This window comes from Halomonas sp., assembly GCF_034520545.1.
Classification (GTDB): domain Bacteria; phylum Pseudomonadota; class Gammaproteobacteria; order Pseudomonadales; family Halomonadaceae; genus Halomonas.
Window position 1 is genome coordinate 886,723 of record NZ_JAXHNN010000010.1, and the last position, 15,541, is coordinate 902,263.

Below are 15,541 nucleotides of genomic sequence, written 5' to 3' on the forward strand. Positions count from 1 at the left end.
TACTTCAGAAATGGCTACACAAGTGGCTACACCTGCTCCCCGCTCCAGTGTTACCCTCGACCTCCTCATTCATTGGTCGAAAAGGGTCGCGCATCATGGCCAGAGGCAAGCCCACCGAGAACCGTAGCCTTCGTCAGCGTGGCAACGTTTGGTTCATCCAGAAGCGGCTCTCCCCTACCCTCGCCAAGCACCTTGACAAGAAGATCCTTCAGCAGAGCACCCAGACTGGCGACCTTGATGAAGCCTGTCGGATTCGGGACCGTGTGCTGGCAGACCTTGGCGACCTTGAAGCCCAGCTCAAGGGCGAAGCCAGTCAGGCCCAGCAACGTCGGATGTTCCTCCAGGCACGGGAACAGCTCAGGGAGACAGCGGAAGCCATCGAGAGCCACGACCCTCGTGACCCTGTCAGCCTCACCGACATCATGGACCCGGAAAAACTGCCGGAGATCGATCAGGACGCCTTCAGGAGCGTCAACCAGGGGGATACCCCGGACCGCTACCGTTTGACCCTGAGAGCGGCGCTGGAGGACTGGAAGGCGTCACCACTGGTGGAACGGAAATCGTCCACTATCTCGAAGAATACCCTTGCCGTTGAGCGTTTGCTGACGTATCTAGGCGAGGATGACGTAACCCTCGTCTCTCTCAACCGCCAACAGCTCAAGGGCTTCATCACCTCGATGCTCGGCGAGGGCAAGACGAAGCAGACCGTTGCCAACTACCTGTCCGGCCTGTCGGCCATCTGGCATCACGCCGAATACTCCATGGAAGAGGAACTGCCGAACGGCAACCCCTTCAAGGGTCACCAGCTCAAGCCCAAGGCTACCGTCAGGAGCTACGACCAGTTCACGCGTCAGGACGTGGAGGCCATCTTCAAAGCGACAGCAGAGAACGAGGGCATCTATCATCTGCTCCCGCGTCTGGGCTTCTACACAGGGGCTCGGCTAGATGAATTGTGCTCGCTCAAGGTGACCGACATCATCCAGCGTCAGGGCATCTGGTGTCTGGCAGTCCGTGAGGGGAAGAACCAGAACGCTACACGGGAAGTCCCGCTCCACTCTGAGATCAAGCCGCTAGTGATGGATCAGCTCGAACATGCGAAGGCTGTCGGATCGGGGTATCTGTTCCCCGAGGCTGAGGCATCCACCCGGAGCGACGGTAAGAAGGGGCCGAAGTTCTCCCAGTGGTTCGCCCGGCTGTCGAAGAAGGTCATTAAACGGGGTGACCGTAAGCTCGGCTTCCACTCCTTCAGGACCACCGCCATCACGATCATGGGGGACACTGGAGTGGGTGAATCGGTCATCGTGTGGATCACTGGCCATGAGCGAGGACTCACTACCGCCAACAAGGTGTACAACCGAGGACCGACCTTCAAGACCCGCCTTGAGGCAGTGGAGACGATACGGCTGGATGTGCTGCATTGACGCTTCTTGGGCTTGCGTAGGTAGCAAGCTGGTGGCTACCGTGACAATCAAAATCAATACGTGCACTTAAACGCAGGGCAGTGGGGTTCAGCGATGAGAAAACAGAAAGGGCAAACGGATTTCAGCTCTCTGATTGTTATGGCTATTGGGATTGTCAGTGTATTGGCTTGGCTTACTCACGTTGTTACGTCGCTAGGTGAAGGCTGGTGGGGCTTCTTGATCGCAGGGGCTCTATTTTTTCCGATTGGGATAATTCATGGCGTAGGTCTGTGGCTAGGCTTCTTCTGAACAGTGACTTCATAATTTCAGCAATAATCAAATACTGGAATATAGCATGATCCATAAAACCACATCCTTAACTATCATACTCGTTTTAACATTAGGAACCTTTGAAACAGCACGCTCTGAGCTTATGTCGATAAAGAAAGTCCAAGAACTCTTCAACAAAGGAAGGGAAGGGGAAATAATGGGAACTAGTTATTCTCAGGGCGTTTTTGATGGATTAATAGGAATGGAAGGCACGCGGCGCCATGAAGGAAAAGGGGGAGAAGAATTTTGCGGTATCTTTGATGCATATGAACAAGACGAGCCGGTACGTCACCCTGCTTACAAAACAGAGATGCTGATAGAAGAATGGAATTCACGCGGCTGGGACATGGAAGCTCCATTTATCGACTTAGCACTAAGTTATTTATCAGGAAAACATGGATGTTAACGTCAGTCTACTAACGACCTACAATTAGTCAGATGTAGTAGTAAACCCCATCTTCTACACCACTGGCCACATCACTGGCCACATCACTGGCATCGACCTCAACATCCGCATCGTGGATCAGGATGGCGAGCCCTGGTTTGTGGCGAAGGATGTAGCAGTCGCCCTTGGCTTGAAGCTCCACAACAAGTTGGGTATCACCTGAAGAAGCTCTACGACGATGAGGTTTCCCCCTATTCAGATGTGGGGGTAAAGCTCCGAGGCTCTGGCATGGCCCACGCCAAGCTCATCTCCGAGTCCGGCCTGTACAAGCTGATCATACGTTCGGACAAGCCCCAAACCCGAGCCTTCCAAGACTGTGTCACCAAGATCGTGCACCCTGCCATTCGCAAGGACGCCAACTGTCCACTGAGATGGGCCTGAATGGCGGCCTACTGGATTCCCTACCAATCAATCGCCCCTTCCTACTGCCTACCCTTCAGAAGCTCTCATAGAGCCTCACAAGCCAAAATCAATACCACCCACCTCAGGAAGAACCACTCACCGATAGGAGGAGCGGTTCATCCCAGCGACTAATTACCAGACACCTCTGAAATAGACAATACCATGCACCTCAGGGAGAGTAGCTCTCCTTCTTTCACCACCACAGCGTAGCAACGCAGCTCTAGCGAGTGCCGAGGACAAACCTCGCACCACAGCACAGGCAGTTCGCTGCCGCTCACCACATCCACAGCCAACCCTTCATCAGTAGACCTACCGCCAGCCAACCGAAGGACTGGGCTCGTCGTGTGCCCGGTTGGTAGTCCCTCGGCCTTGGGCTTGTGGTGGGTCCGGCTGATGGTGGGTCTACTCATGAGGAACACACGATATGACCACAACCGTTCACTTCGCAGACGCGCTGCCCGGCACCGGGAAGACTGAAGCACTGATCCAGAGCTTGGCCCGCCGAGATGCACCCAAGACGCTCATTGCTGTCCCGACGATCAAGCTAGCCGAATCCATCGAACGGAGGATCATCACGGCTATTCCAGGGTTCACCAAGATTCGCCGAGTAGACGGCAGACGGCATCACCGGGGACGGGGGAACGTCGCTCAGAACGTCGCCAAGCATCTCAAGGCGCAGGACGAGAAGGTGCTGATCATTCAGCAGAACACGTTGAAGAACCTGATCGAAAAGCCAGAGCTTCTCAATGGCTGGCGCTTGGTCATCGACGAGGTGCCGCATGTGATGGACAACAAGCGGTTCTACAAGGGATACCGAGAATTCGCCATGCTGTTCGATCCGATCCTTCAAGGCCACCCGTTCGACCGGGAGCATGGTCAGAATGGAGACTACAGTGTCTCCGTCCGCGACGGCTCTTGGTGGGAAGCGAGGGATCTACTGAGCGAGCTGAAGCGAGACCCGCAGGGGAACGCCAGTAACTACGCACTGCTTGACGCAGCGATGGACGAGAAGAACGCCGAGTTGTACATCAAGGAGGGAACTTCGCTAGACAGTGACGCACCGGGAAGGCTGGATGTCCGAATTGCCAAGCACATTGATTGGGCATCCCTATTCACTGAGGCGGATGAGGTCCACATCCTCGGCCATGCCTCAAAGAAGAGCTTGCTGTCACTCTATCTGGTGTCCAACGGGTTCACCGTCGTGGATAGCCCGCTGTGCCGACTTGAAGACCTCCACGATTCCTATGTCGGGATCTGCACGATATACGTCCTGACTGACTTGGAGAGATCCTCGAAGTCCCGGCTACTGAGGGACATGGAGGGGAACGCCATGAACGAGGCTGTAGAAGGTTCTGTTGCCTTTGAGATCGCCAAACGCGCCAGCGACAAGATCAGAGAACTGAACCTGTCCGAAGGTGGCATTCTTCAGGCGTACCAGAGCAACGGATGGTTCTCCGAGGAAGTCCTTGAGGCGCTGGAGCGTCTGAAGCTGATTGGCTATGCCGTCGAGGGACTGAATTGCTATCGGGGCACAAGCGCCAGCGTGTCGATCCTCCACGGTAATGACTCACCTCAAGATGCCTGGACGATTGAACGTTCGCTGGGATTGATGAACGTGGACGTTGACACGGGCAAGGATAGGATCAGGCACGACCGTCACTTTGAGGCTCAGTTCCAGCACGCCACACGGACGGCCATCAGGAACTTCGATCCGTCGACCGAAACGTATCACTTCGTGACCACCATGGAAGAAGCCGAGAGTCTGGCCGAGAAGTTCAACATGGGGGATCGGTGTACGATCAGCGAGGAAATCATGCTTGAGGTTCCTGAACCGGAGCCCCAAGGAGTAAGCCCGAAGAGGAGGGCTGAACGAATGGCCCGAAAGACTGCCAATCGCTCAGCCAAGCAGCGCCAGCAGGAAGAGGCTCTGGAGCTTCTGTCTCAAGGATGGACTCAGAAGGATGTAGCTGAAGAGCTGTCTGTTAGTCGCGCTACGCTAAATCTCAGGCTGCTTGAACCTGTCGTGTCTGTCTCAAAAAGTGTCAGGTTGGCTGTCCCCTATAGTGACAAAAAATGAGACACATCCTCTCGATCCATCTTAAAGATAATCTTGAAGTCAAGCCTAGAGTTGGTCTTTCAGCTCTATCAGTGAGGTTCGACCGAACTCTGGAAGGAATGAATGTAGTGAGTGATGTACCACCATCACCACTTACTCGACCATCGGTAGGATGGGCTTCAAGGAAGTCCACTGGTTGATGTTGTGGAGGACCGGAGGCTAGTCCAGTGGGTATCTTGAAGTCGTCTCACCGAGGGAAACAGTAAGCTCGCTATCGCTCGTGGGTACGGACAATATGGACTTCGTTGCTCCGTAGCTGATGCTTTCAGTCAGTCACGCCAGTCAATCCAGAAGACCCTCTACTTGACTGCTCCGGCTGTTCATCTGGAAGAACCTCCTACAGGTCGCTCCCGTAGAGAACCGGAAGTACCCGGAGGCCATGTGTCCGTCCAGCGTAGCACTCATTCGAGCGTACAATGTAAGCCCCAGCCTGTAGGTTCGTCTGTAAGGAGGTGTAATCAACCACGATCCGAAACCACATTATATTAGCAGAAGCAATTACCAGACACCTAAGGAGGAGGAGAGTCTATTTTCAGACTTTCCTCTACCTACAGTCGTTCATATCAAGAACGGCGTTCACCACCACCATCACCACTATGGAGCAATCAACAAATGATGAATCTATCGCTGATCACTGAAGATGCCCCTAAGAACCTAGTTCCTGTTCATCGAATGATCACCACGGATACCTCAAGCTCAGATATAGCATTATTTGATGAGGGGCTTCGTCGCCTCCTTGATGTTCAAGCTGAGCTATTCCGTCATAAAATCCCCGCGGGTATTATCCAAGCGGTGGTACTGACGGCTGTTCATGGCCTCTCTTTTGATGAGGAGAACATTGAAGCATTCCGCAAAGGAAACTTCCCGCTGACTACAGACAACGCTGGCGACTACCTACGGTACGTTGACGCTCTGGAGACGGCAGTGAAAACTGTTGTGAGTGATATCAACAGCTCTACCATGCCAGCAGTGATTACAGCTCATGACATTTTCGATGGCATCATAGTTCACTTCTCCCCGTGGGATGAATATGAGCTTGAAGAGCTGGGTATCATGCCTGTCATGTTCCTGCCAGAGGAAAATCAGGAGGAAGACTAAACTCCCTTTATTGGGAGTGTTTAAGATACATCTAGGCAGCCTCACATGACTGCTAACCATAACCACCATCAATCCAAACGAACCCGTATCTGTGAGCGCATCGCTCTGGCTTGCCCTGCTGGCTCCCCTTGGGATTGGGGAGTTCGTGGGCCAGACAGGGGGTGTGCTTTCCAGAACGGTGCGTTCACACATAAGGAAGCAATCCCATGAGTAACAAGCTCAACCGAACTGGTCGATCAATTCCGACCGACATCAACCACCTCCCGAAGTGCATTCTGACATCATCTCTTGGCTTCACCGATGAACAGACCCGCAGGATGATGAAGACCCGCCGTGTGCTCCCCATCGTGGAGGACCGGCAGAAGCCATGCATTGATGCTCGGAAGCTTTGGGATAAGATCGGTAATCCTCACGGCAGGTTCAGGAATTTTGCCGAGGACTACATCAAGCCGATGATGGGCCAGGTAAAAGGCGCTGGAAAAAGTGCGACTTTCGAGGTCGAAATTGAAACGTTCTACGAAGTCGCCGGAAAGACTCGGCAGACAAGGAAAGGCTACCTACTCTCCCGTGACGTTGCTGCTCACCTTGCCATGCAAGCTCGTACTTCCGAGGGACACGGCATCCGACAATACTTCCTCGACATGGAGGAATGTGTACTGAGGATGGAGCGTTACGGTCCCATCCGTACTGACCACCTCACCGGAATCGATAACAGCGTGTACCACTCCGCTATCTCTGAGACTGGCTCCAAGGTCTACGCACAGGATACCGAGCGTTTCCTCAAGGGCATGGTCGCTGAGGTCATTAGTGGGTTTAGTGCTAGCGAGTGGTGGGAGGAACTGAGCGAGATATCTGGAGCCAAGGGCAAGGGAATCCGCGACGTTCTCGATCAGGGTGACCTGAAGCTGTATCGGGATGTCCTCCAGTTTGCCTCCCAGTTGTTTGAATCGGGGATGGCCGATAGGGATCAGATAGAGTCCATGGTCCGCAATGTATACGCGGACAAGATTGATCCTGAAAAATACCTCAATGGGGTCTTGAAGGAGGCCGCCTAATGTCCTCCACAGCGATCATCTGGACGGTAACCATCATGGGGGCCTTATGGGCTCCCGTCTGTCACTTCTCTTGGACGGTGGATTATCAGTTCAAGAACAAAAAAGAAGGAGAACAAACATGACAGCGATTACCACCCAACCAATCAAGATTGAGCGGCCATCATCTACGCCTGGACGTAAGCCTACGGTCGATCCTAACGAGGTCGTCCAGTGGCGCATCGACATCAAGGCTTCGCGGCAACAGACTGCAGAGCATTTCGGTCTAAGTGAGTCTTACGTCATGGAGTTGTGGCGTAAGGCTGGAATGGCAGGGAAGTCACCTGTCCCCACCGGAGGAACTTCCTTCAAGAAGGACTGGGAAGCTATTGCTGACTACCGGAGGGAATACCGGACGAGCATCACTGAGACCTGCCGTGTCTTCGGTGTAGGGCGGACTACTGTCACCCGTGCCTGTCAGGCGCATGGTGTGAGACTGGACCGATGATGATGAGATAAGAGAAAGGCACTATGACATTACAAGTACGATCCGTGGACAAGCTCAAGGGAGGAACCCCACAGACCAAGCTCTGGCATCTTTACAAGACAGTCTGTGGGAGAAGTCTTCCTATCCATCTCGTTGAGTATGACCTACTGATCACTCCGGCTGTTCTCGATGAGCTGATGAGATGGGATGCCCTGACGTTCGACCAGTGGAAGGATGCCCCTGCTCGTCGAGCCATGCTCAAACTCAGACAATCATGGCAGGACGGGCCTTGTCGGTCATCTGTCGGTGACTCCTTCAGACAGGAGACGGAGGCCCTGGAGAAAGCCATCAAGTTGTTCTTCCTGCTAGTCTGGGAAAAAGCTGTAGATACCAGAGACCCAAAGTTCCTTGATGGTGGGAATCTACCGAAGTGCCCTGAGTTGAGCTTTGGCTTTGCTTGATGCAAGGCAGTGATCACCCAGAGAATGAACCGGCGGATCAGCTCGCAGTGGCTGGCGCTGAGGGGGCGTCAGTGAGGGAGTATGTCTAATCGATCCCGACCGTCCTTGGTCAGGGGCATCTTCCTAGACGGAGCCTCGCTCCGCTCGGTCCTTGATGGTGGAAACTCCAGAGTGACCTCCTTGAAGACTCCGGGCTCCCGGTCCTTGGCCATGACGCATGTTCCGTACTTCCCAAGCTGGGCGTAGATTTCAACTGGCATCATACCCTGAGTCTAGCCGAGCTTCGGAGGGTTTCCGTGCGAGATCGTCTCGGCGATTTGTAAGACATCGCTGACAAAGCCATGGAGTCATCTCCTTCTCTTCCTGGGTCTCGGCAGCCAGACGGAGCGCCTCGGAGAATGACCGGGGAACCTGAGGTTCTGTGCCTGGGCCACCATCTCGTTATAGGCACGGATCACCTTCAGGTTGAATCTCGGGCTGATCCACATGGCGTACTCATAAACCAGTTCCTTGATGACGAAGGTGCCGCCATAGCGACCGCGTTTTGCATTAGCTGGGTTAATTGTGCGATTTCCCACAATTAGCTCGTCAGTCAGATCTTAGGCCTTGTCGTACCGGAGCCACTCGCTGGGCTTGTTCTTCGGATCACCACCGGATGCTTGATGAAGATCGTTCAGGTTGTAGCGACCGACATCGTCCTTGAAGTAGCCTCGCTACGGTCGGTACTGGCGAACAGTTATATCTGCGACGGTTAGGGTTGGGCGGTTGTTGGTCATCATTGCGTAGTTCTCTCGCGAAATCTGACAGACCATCAAGGCGTTGGTCCCACCGATTTGCTCATGGAGCGGCTCACACTGGGGTATGTCACTGTGGTGGACACGGCAGACGCACCGGAACATAATCTACCTGTGAGTCTGAGAATCCGTGTATCTATCACTAAGGCTCTTCGACGTTTTATGTGGATATGTCCAGATCGAGTAGGTGCCCCACAGGGCTGCCAATCAGGCAGGAGATATGGTTAGCCTCGTTACGGTCGCCGCGTTGGCGTGCACGTGGTCTGGTTGCATGGATCGTGTTACGATCGACAGAAGAATTGCTCATGACTGGAGTGTGGCCAATTTGCTTCAGGTATTGTCGATTTCTAACGACCAGTTACCAAGTTTTACTGAAAGTAATGGTTGCCTAGTCTTCTGCTGAGCTAGGCTGGGGCAAGGTCCCTAGACTGCTTTTTCTCCTTCTTGAGAGGCTGTGATGTCAGCGGATATCCATCGAATTGCCACCACGAGTGACTTTGATCATTCACTCATCAACGCCATTCATGAGGCCTCCCCCGATGGCATCCTCGTGGTGGATGATCAAGGAACTATCGTTTCCCACAATCGGCGTCTGTTCGAGGTGTTCGATATTCCCCTTGAGGATTTGCCGGGTGACCACGGCGGTAATCTGGAGGGATATCCTGAGCAGAACCCGCTAGTGCTTGCAATGGACCGGCTCGAAGCGCCCGAAACGTTCCTCCAGCGTGTCCAGGAACTCTATAATGACCCCTCGCTGGAAGACCACTGTGAACTCGTGATGAAAGATGGGCGAACCCTTGAGCGATTCTCCCGTGCTCTCTGGGGGCAAGACAGTCATTACTTGGGGCGAGTCTGGTTCTTTCGTGACATAACTCCTCGTAAGGAGTTCGAGCGGAATCTGGAGGTGCTGGCACAGCGAGACCCCCTGACTGGCGTCGCCAACCGTCGGCATTTCTTTGAGTTTTCCGAGTCGGAGGTCGCCCGCGCCCGGCGATATGGGACGAAGTTGTCGCTGATAATGCTCGATCTCGATCACTTCAAGAGAATCAATGATCAGTTTGGTCACGCCGCCGGTGATAGTGTGCTGACATCCTTCTGTCGTGGCATTACCTCCTTGTTGCGTGAGACGGATCTCTTGGCTCGTCTTGGAGGCGAGGAATTCATCTCGTTGCTTCCTGGAACAGACCTCGACGGTGCCGTTCGTCTTGCCGAACGCTTGCGTTGCCATACCGAGGCAGAGATTGTGGACGTGGGAGCGAATCGTATCCGTTATACGGTGAGTATCGGCGTGGCGACCTTTGCAATCGACGATCCCTCGATCGAAGCCGTCATTCGGCGAGCCGACGAAGAGCTCTATGCAGCAAAGGAGGCTGGACGAAACTGCATCAGGCATGAAGTAATTCGATGACGCAAAGACCATTAAAGGTCTCGGTGCTGTATCGCTGGAGGCGCTGGGAAAGAAAGGCCAATTCCAGTTCACCGGCGCTGGTGACTCTCTAGGACATTGCTCTGCGGGCCGCCCGCTGGATCAGGCCAAATCCACATGAAACGACGAAGAGCCATCACTAATCTGGAGGAACGGGACTCCTATCGGCCCACTCCCGGACATTTTGTGGCGCACATCTGAGCCGGTATTGACGTATATAGAACAGCGCAATTCCCCCTGGTACCCCCTTGAGGTGGTGCTTGGCTGACCAAGTGATCGGCTTTTCGATGCCCCACCTGGGCTGATGTCTACATGAACTCGATTTGCTCAGATCCAAGCTCGGTCGGACCATTGGTAGATCCTCTTGTTCGTTTTGGCTGTGTGGTAGACAACAATCCCGTCTCAACAATCGTCCGTCTGGTGATCCCAGTGGATGGCTTACTGTGCTGGTATCAACAATCCAGGGTTGACGTGTGATACCACCTCTTTTAGGCTGATACCACGTTAAGCGATACCAGAGTTAAGAGGGAAACCACCATGAGCCGCACCTTCGCCTATTGCCGAGTGAGCACCGTCGAGCAGTCCACCGACAACCAAGTGACTGCCATAGAGGCAGCCATCGGCCATCCTGTAGAGCCGCACAGGATCGTCTCAGAGACCATCAGTGGATCAGTAAAGGCAATGGAGAGGCCAGCCTTCAAGGCCATGGTGGAGCACAAGCTAGAGCCTGGAGACACCTTGGTCGTCTTGAAGCTGGACCGGCTGGGCAGGGACAACATAGACGTTCAACAGACCATTACGAAGCTCTCCGAAGCTGGCGTCAAGGTGGTGTCCTTGGACCTACCAGCACAGGACTTGACGAGCAGCGAGGGCAAGCTGTTGCTTCAGATGTTCGCTGCCTTCGCCGAGTTCGAGCGGAACCGTATCAGGGAAAGGACACAGGAGGGCCTTGAGCGTGCCAAGAGGGAAGGTAAGAAGCTCGGTAGGCCAATCGCAAGGGGTACCACCGAGAGGGTCCAGAAGCTTAAAGCTCAAGGGCTCAGTCAGTCACAGGCGGCGGCTCAGGCTGGCCTGGGGATCGCTACCATCAAGAGGCACTGGAACGCTCACATAGCCAGCTAGAAAGAGGCTCGTCGTGTTTGATAGATTCATGAATGGTTATAGCAAAAGCTCTATCAATATAAATTATTTATACCCATTTATTGGTAGTGGGGTGATTTTTTCTCCCCACAACAACATATAGTATGATATAATAAAACATGACTATGCAATGACGTACTCCATCGCTCCGCTTGAAGGAAGTGTGATACTTTTCTTCCCTACGTTGAGAGACATTGTAATCACTTCAGGATGATCGACACATGCTTTTTGAATAAATTTTCAATAGGTATTGATCGTTATAAGTATGAAAAAATATATAAATATGTACAAGCATATTCTCCGACCTAACCTCCAAGGTGTACTTATAAGGCCACTCGGAAATTCTCGAAATATATGCCTGTATCTTAAGTAAAATATTCATCACTATGTAAGTTTTTATTTATATTTTATCAATAATTATAGAGTAAAAATGACATGACAAAGCTTTGGCAAAAGAGTGTTTGGGGTGTAAATGAAAAGCATGGTCTATTGGCTCATCGTTTCTTTTGGATTTGCGTTCTAGGACCAATATTTCTGGCAACCTTATTGGCATGGGTTTACGGATTATTTTCGCTTCCTCTCGATCGCTCTCTTTCAGGGGTGGAGTACTTTTACCAGAAAGCCAAGGTTTTTCTTGCAATAGCCGCATTATCCATTCCTATTGGCGCAACATTCTCTAGGATTCACAACTCATCTCAAACTGCCAGAAACATCATTTCCAGTTCAGAACAAAACAACTTCAGAAATGGCATGGATCATGCCCAATTTTTCAAAGAACAACTGTCATCTCATTGCATAGGAGGAGATTATGGTATGGCTGCTTTCGACATGAATAAAGACCCATACTTCCACTATAAAATACTTTTTCCAGACTCTATGAGTGGAAGCTTTAAAAACAACGAATTAGAAAAAATTGTAGATCAGCTATTAATTTGCATCTCTCAGCATTGTTCTGAACCAGGAAGCATTTCTGGCGCAAAGGAAATCAACGACAAAATCGAAGAAATATTTCAATATCTTGAAATACCGATAATTTTTGGCGACCATAGAGAGAGAGCTAGATTCATGACAAAAAGAGACCGAATGGCGGAAGAAGCCAGTATTGAAGTTACAGAAAATATAGCAGAAACCTTGCATTTATATAGGGTAATTAGTGATGTTAAAAGCCCTTTAGAAGTTTGGAAAATTGGATTAGACCTAGTCGATCACGACATGGCCTATTTCATAAACACGGCAATCACTATAATAGGGAGTTACGACGATAACTTCTTGTCAAAAGTCGTACAAAAACTTGACTTTGACTCCTTAGAAGGATTAGATAAGGAAGAAGCAGACAGGCACTTATATAAAGAATATAGAGAATGTCTGAGCAGCTACGCATCAAAAGGAATAAAAATAAAAAAATGGGTCGACTCAATGACAACAATCTAATGATATTAGCTTTTTTTCCAGCACGCGTTCACAAGCTAGGAACGATTCTCTTCGCAAGGCCTAGCTATATAGCTTGCAATTTACTAGCTTGTCTCTGTGGGTTTGTTTATTTGCGAACGCAGGAAAAATTGAGTAAATCTCGCCGGTGCTGCATTGCGATCACCGTCAGGATAGAATCTGACCTGTCTGCCACCCTCTGACAGAGCGATCCGATGATGCAGATCTCGATCTGCCCAGGCTAAGCACCATATCAATTGGATAGCGACTGCAGCTAGAGAAGGTTTGCCATCGTAAGTTTTTCGGCCTGGCTCCCAGCCTCCACAGCGGCCACATGAATTATGATGGCCGGAACTACCTTCCGGAGCCATTCACGATCTTCAGGAGCCATCGGTTGTGGACCGCCTTGCTTAAACTTACGGACCTCTCGCGGATCACCTTGCCCTGTTGATACAAGCTCCCCAAGCCGAGCGAGTACTTTCTGATCTATATTGTAATGCTTAGCCGCATTTTTCCGACCACCAGCTTTAGCCTCAATAAGAGTCAGTGCTGCATAGGCCATGCCATCAAATTGCTCTCTGTCCTCCAGCCACTGGCGATAGCGCGCCATGAGGTTCCGGACAATCTCGGTGTCTATTCGGGCGAAAGGCGGTGGCCCAGGATACTTATTGCGAATGGTCTTGGTACCCCGAGTTCGACAGTTAGAAGCGTAAACTATTGATAAGCCTGTAAACGCCTTTTCAAAATTGGCACTACAAGCGTGATGCGGCAGGTGCCGGCAGGCCAATCGCCTCGAAAAGATCGCGTTGTTCAGGCTTCAATTTGGTCAGGCCGCTCGCCGTCTCGCGACGGTGAAGCAGGACCTGGTGGAACTGGATCTTGCGGGCGATTTCCAGTGCCCGCGTCGGCGAAAGCTTGTGATCACTGGCCTTCAGCCGCATACGCAGTACGCGGTAAAGCACCAAGGCCAGGAAGCAGATCAGCGCATGGGCGCGGATACGCTCCGGCAACCGGTGGTAGACCGGCGCGATCTCAATATCACTCTTCAGCACCCGGAAGCCACGCTCGATGTCCGCCAGTGCCCGATAGCGTTCGACGATCTGCTCTGGCTCATGATCGGCCATGTTGGTGACCAACAGCAGCTTGCCATCCATCATTCTGGCGCGATTCAGCGCCCGTTGATCGAGTACGTAGTTGAACGTTTCGGCGGTCAGATCGACCTTGAGAATATGGCCGAGGTGAGCATCGGTGACCGCCTTGTAGAACCTGGCCGTCACGCCAGGATCGGAGAGCTTTCTGCCACGGTAACGACGCCCGGCATCCTGGTTGTCCAGCTTCTCGAACCACTGCCGCGCATCAGCCTGTAGCGCTTCGATCTTCTGATCGCGTGCGGCCGTCTGCGCCTTGGCGGCTTCCGGGCGGTGCGCCACGATCAGTCGATGCCCCTGCCAGGCCATCTCGCCGTAGGCTTCGTGATCGGCGCCCTGACAATGCGTCTGATGAAACGTCTTCAGCAACTCATCGAACTCGCCGTAACGACGACCCGGCACGGCCAGGATGAATTCCAGGGGACGACCCTCGATACGCACGGCGGACAGGGCTTCCAGGTTGTCCAGGGAGAGCAGGCCACGGTCGGCGACCAGCACCACACGCCGTACCTTGAAGCGCTTTGTCACGGTCTCGATGGTCGGCAACAGTGTCCTGGTTTCCGCCATGTTGCCATCGAATACCTCGTGATGAATGGGCAGCCCTTCTGCCGTCTGCACGACACCCAACATGAACTGGCGGGCGATCCCGCCCTCCTTCGACGGGCCGTAATGGCGGACATCACCCTCGAGTGACGTACCGCCTTCTGATCGGATCGTGGTGAGGTCGTAGAAGACGATCGACAGCTCCTGATCGATCAGCGGTTTGAGCTGCTGTGCCAGCACGTCATTGAGCGTTTCGCTGCACTCCGACAGGGTGTCCATGGTGCGTAGCAAATGCTGATGAGTGATCGAGGCCGTGTCGACATCGGGCACCAGCACATCCTCCAACCAGCGCAGCACACCGAGCTTGGATTCCGGATCACAGAGACGGTTGAACACCATGACCCGCAGCAGCCGCTCGGCATCGAACTGCCGCTTGGTGCGCAGCACGCGGCGGAAGGCGTCATCCAATCCGAGCTCTTTCCAGAGCGAGGTCAGCAGCCAGGTGTCACCCACCGAGCGCGCCGGCGCGAAGTCGGTCTCGCCGGTGCCTTCGTCGAGCGTCGGCTGGCCGGAGACGCGCAGCAAGCCGTTGATCAGCGCGCTGGATTCCCCGGCCGTGACGGCCTCGAGGCGACCCAGCGTCGCGATCACGCGTTGGCGCGACTTGCCGGCCTCGTCGCGGAAGGATTCGACGAGCTTCACGTAGCGACGCGGGCCGGATTTGGTGATTTTGACGAACATGTCACCACCATAGACCGTCTACATCACTGCTGGCAAGGTACTAAGAGAAAAACGTGTCACTACAAGAAATTCGGCAGGAAATCACTAAGTGACTGAATTCTCAGACCGAAGGTACCGATTTCCGGTCAAAATCGGCCTGGAAGTGTCGAACTCGGGTGGTACGTGCTTCTACTCTGGCAGAGGCACTTTCTAGGACAGAACTGCACATTACAATCTTAGCTCCAGGTGGCGGTGGATCGAGATCTATAAGTTTCGCGTCTTTATAGCGGAATCGAAGAGCACCAAGCTCTTTGGTTAAGTCCACATGCGCTTCCCATGCATCCAGTTCAGGTTGCAAGGCTGCTCTCGCTTCACGAGCGCTGGAATAGTGGCCTTTTGGCCGTGCCGTAAGATTACCTGCTTCAATCCGATATTGTGCTCGTTCAGCGTCCCATTCGACCGGAGAGGGTTCCCCATACTCGACATCCTCAAGATCTGAGTTAACACTGTAGTAAAGAGCTTCAACATGTGGATCGCGCATCCTGGATCACCCTTTTGCCCTGTCTAATGCC

16 protein-coding genes are annotated in these 15,541 nt (G+C 52.9%); 12 read left to right on the plus strand and 4 right to left on the minus strand.

Features of this window, described 5'->3' with window-relative positions:
* Positions 1–95 precede the first annotated feature (95 nt).
* From U5L98_RS12830 to U5L98_RS12865, 9 genes are all read left to right on the plus strand, one after another.
* Positions 96–1,421 carry a tyrosine-type recombinase/integrase gene (locus tag U5L98_RS12830; RefSeq protein WP_322558666.1) on the plus strand — a complete coding sequence of 442 codons (1,326 nt, stop codon included), beginning with the start codon at positions 96–98 and terminating at the stop codon, positions 1,419–1,421.
* A 334-nt stretch (positions 1,422–1,755) separates the two neighbouring features.
* Positions 1,756–2,136, plus strand: coding sequence for a hypothetical protein (locus tag U5L98_RS12835; RefSeq protein WP_322558667.1), 381 nt, complete (start codon positions 1,756–1,758; stop codon positions 2,134–2,136).
* A gap of 139 nt (positions 2,137–2,275) precedes the next feature.
* The gene (locus U5L98_RS19010) at positions 2,276–2,338 is read left to right on the plus strand and encodes a hypothetical protein (RefSeq protein ID WP_416208259.1); all 63 of its coding nucleotides are present in this window, start codon (positions 2,276–2,278) and stop codon (positions 2,336–2,338) included.
* A 65-nt stretch (positions 2,339–2,403) separates the two neighbouring features.
* Positions 2,404–2,556: a BRO family protein gene (locus tag U5L98_RS19015; protein WP_416208243.1), complete on the plus strand. Its 153-nt coding sequence runs from the start codon at positions 2,404–2,406 to the stop codon at positions 2,554–2,556.
* Between the two features lie 445 nt (positions 2,557–3,001).
* The gene (locus U5L98_RS12845; protein ID WP_322558669.1) at positions 3,002–4,654 is read left to right on the plus strand and encodes a DEAD/DEAH box helicase; all 1,653 of its coding nucleotides are present in this window, start codon (positions 3,002–3,004) and stop codon (positions 4,652–4,654) included.
* A 651-nt stretch (positions 4,655–5,305) separates the two neighbouring features.
* Positions 5,306–5,791, plus strand: a complete 486-nt coding sequence (locus tag U5L98_RS12850; protein WP_322558670.1) for a hypothetical protein — start codon at positions 5,306–5,308, stop codon at positions 5,789–5,791.
* 206 nt (positions 5,792–5,997) lie between these two features.
* Positions 5,998–6,846: a hypothetical protein gene (locus U5L98_RS12855; protein ID WP_322558671.1), complete on the plus strand. Its 849-nt coding sequence runs from the start codon at positions 5,998–6,000 to the stop codon at positions 6,844–6,846.
* 118 nt (positions 6,847–6,964) lie between these two features.
* Entirely contained in the window at positions 6,965–7,330 is a 366-nt protein-coding gene (locus U5L98_RS12860; protein ID WP_322558672.1) for a hypothetical protein, read from the plus strand.
* A gap of 44 nt (positions 7,331–7,374) precedes the next feature.
* Positions 7,375–7,770: a hypothetical protein gene (locus U5L98_RS12865; RefSeq protein ID WP_322558673.1), complete on the plus strand. Its 396-nt coding sequence runs from the start codon at positions 7,375–7,377 to the stop codon at positions 7,768–7,770.
* A gap of 347 nt (positions 7,771–8,117) precedes the next feature.
* Here U5L98_RS12865 and U5L98_RS19020 read toward each other — a convergent pair whose 3' ends face one another.
* Complete coding sequence (locus U5L98_RS19020) at positions 8,118–8,348, minus strand: KilA-N domain-containing protein (RefSeq protein ID WP_416208244.1); 231 nt, start codon at positions 8,346–8,348, stop codon at positions 8,118–8,120.
* A 673-nt stretch (positions 8,349–9,021) separates the two neighbouring features.
* On the opposite strand from U5L98_RS19020, the gene U5L98_RS12870 reads away from it, so the two are divergent.
* The 3 genes from U5L98_RS12870 to U5L98_RS12880 all read left to right on the plus strand — a co-directional run bounded on the left by U5L98_RS12870 (position 9,022) and on the right by U5L98_RS12880 (position 12,561).
* Positions 9,022–9,972 carry a sensor domain-containing diguanylate cyclase gene (locus U5L98_RS12870; RefSeq protein ID WP_322558674.1) on the plus strand — a complete coding sequence of 317 codons (951 nt, stop codon included), beginning with the start codon at positions 9,022–9,024 and terminating at the stop codon, positions 9,970–9,972.
* Between the two features lie 555 nt (positions 9,973–10,527).
* Positions 10,528–11,112 carry a recombinase family protein gene (locus U5L98_RS12875; protein WP_322558675.1) on the plus strand — a complete coding sequence of 195 codons (585 nt, stop codon included), beginning with the start codon at positions 10,528–10,530 and terminating at the stop codon, positions 11,110–11,112.
* A 453-nt stretch (positions 11,113–11,565) separates the two neighbouring features.
* On the plus strand, positions 11,566–12,561 hold the full coding sequence (locus U5L98_RS12880; protein ID WP_322558676.1) for a hypothetical protein: 996 nt from the start codon (positions 11,566–11,568) through the stop codon (positions 12,559–12,561).
* Positions 12,562–12,832: 271 nt separating this feature from the next.
* Here the strand turns inward: U5L98_RS12880 and U5L98_RS12885 are convergent, their stop codons facing one another.
* From U5L98_RS12885 to U5L98_RS12895, 3 genes are all read right to left on the minus strand, one after another.
* The gene (locus tag U5L98_RS12885) at positions 12,833–13,168 is read right to left on the minus strand and encodes a hypothetical protein (RefSeq protein ID WP_322558677.1); all 336 of its coding nucleotides are present in this window, start codon (positions 13,166–13,168) and stop codon (positions 12,833–12,835) included.
* Between the two features lie 142 nt (positions 13,169–13,310).
* The gene (locus U5L98_RS12890; protein WP_322558678.1) at positions 13,311–14,990 is read right to left on the minus strand and encodes an IS1634 family transposase; all 1,680 of its coding nucleotides are present in this window, start codon (positions 14,988–14,990) and stop codon (positions 13,311–13,313) included.
* A 100-nt stretch (positions 14,991–15,090) separates the two neighbouring features.
* Complete coding sequence (locus tag U5L98_RS12895; RefSeq protein ID WP_322558679.1) at positions 15,091–15,510, minus strand: hypothetical protein; 420 nt, start codon at positions 15,508–15,510, stop codon at positions 15,091–15,093.
* Between the last annotated feature and the right edge of the window lie 31 nt (positions 15,511–15,541).

Coding starts and splice junctions, on each gene's coding strand:
- U5L98_RS12870 (WP_322558674.1), top strand. CDS start 9,022: ATGTCAGCGGATATCCATCGAATTGCCACCACGAGTGACTTTGATCAT.
- U5L98_RS19015 (WP_416208243.1), top strand. CDS start 2,404: ATGGCCCACGCCAAGCTCATCTCCGAGTCCGGCCTGTACAAGCTGATC.
- U5L98_RS12860 (WP_322558672.1), top strand. CDS start 6,965: ATGACAGCGATTACCACCCAACCAATCAAGATTGAGCGGCCATCATCT.
- U5L98_RS12890 (WP_322558678.1), bottom strand. CDS start 14,990: ATGTTCGTCAAAATCACCAAATCCGGCCCGCGTCGCTACGTGAAGCTC.
- U5L98_RS12895 (WP_322558679.1), bottom strand. CDS start 15,510: ATGCGCGATCCACATGTTGAAGCTCTTTACTACAGTGTTAACTCAGAT.
- U5L98_RS12845 (WP_322558669.1), top strand. CDS start 3,002: ATGACCACAACCGTTCACTTCGCAGACGCGCTGCCCGGCACCGGGAAG.
- U5L98_RS12880 (WP_322558676.1), top strand. CDS start 11,566: ATGACAAAGCTTTGGCAAAAGAGTGTTTGGGGTGTAAATGAAAAGCAT.
- U5L98_RS12875 (WP_322558675.1), top strand. CDS start 10,528: ATGAGCCGCACCTTCGCCTATTGCCGAGTGAGCACCGTCGAGCAGTCC.
- U5L98_RS12830 (WP_322558666.1), top strand. CDS start 96: ATGGCCAGAGGCAAGCCCACCGAGAACCGTAGCCTTCGTCAGCGTGGC.
- U5L98_RS12885 (WP_322558677.1), bottom strand. CDS start 13,168: ATGGCGCGCTATCGCCAGTGGCTGGAGGACAGAGAGCAATTTGATGGC.
- U5L98_RS12850 (WP_322558670.1), top strand. CDS start 5,306: ATGATGAATCTATCGCTGATCACTGAAGATGCCCCTAAGAACCTAGTT.
- U5L98_RS12855 (WP_322558671.1), top strand. CDS start 5,998: ATGAGTAACAAGCTCAACCGAACTGGTCGATCAATTCCGACCGACATC.
- U5L98_RS12835 (WP_322558667.1), top strand. CDS start 1,756: ATGATCCATAAAACCACATCCTTAACTATCATACTCGTTTTAACATTA.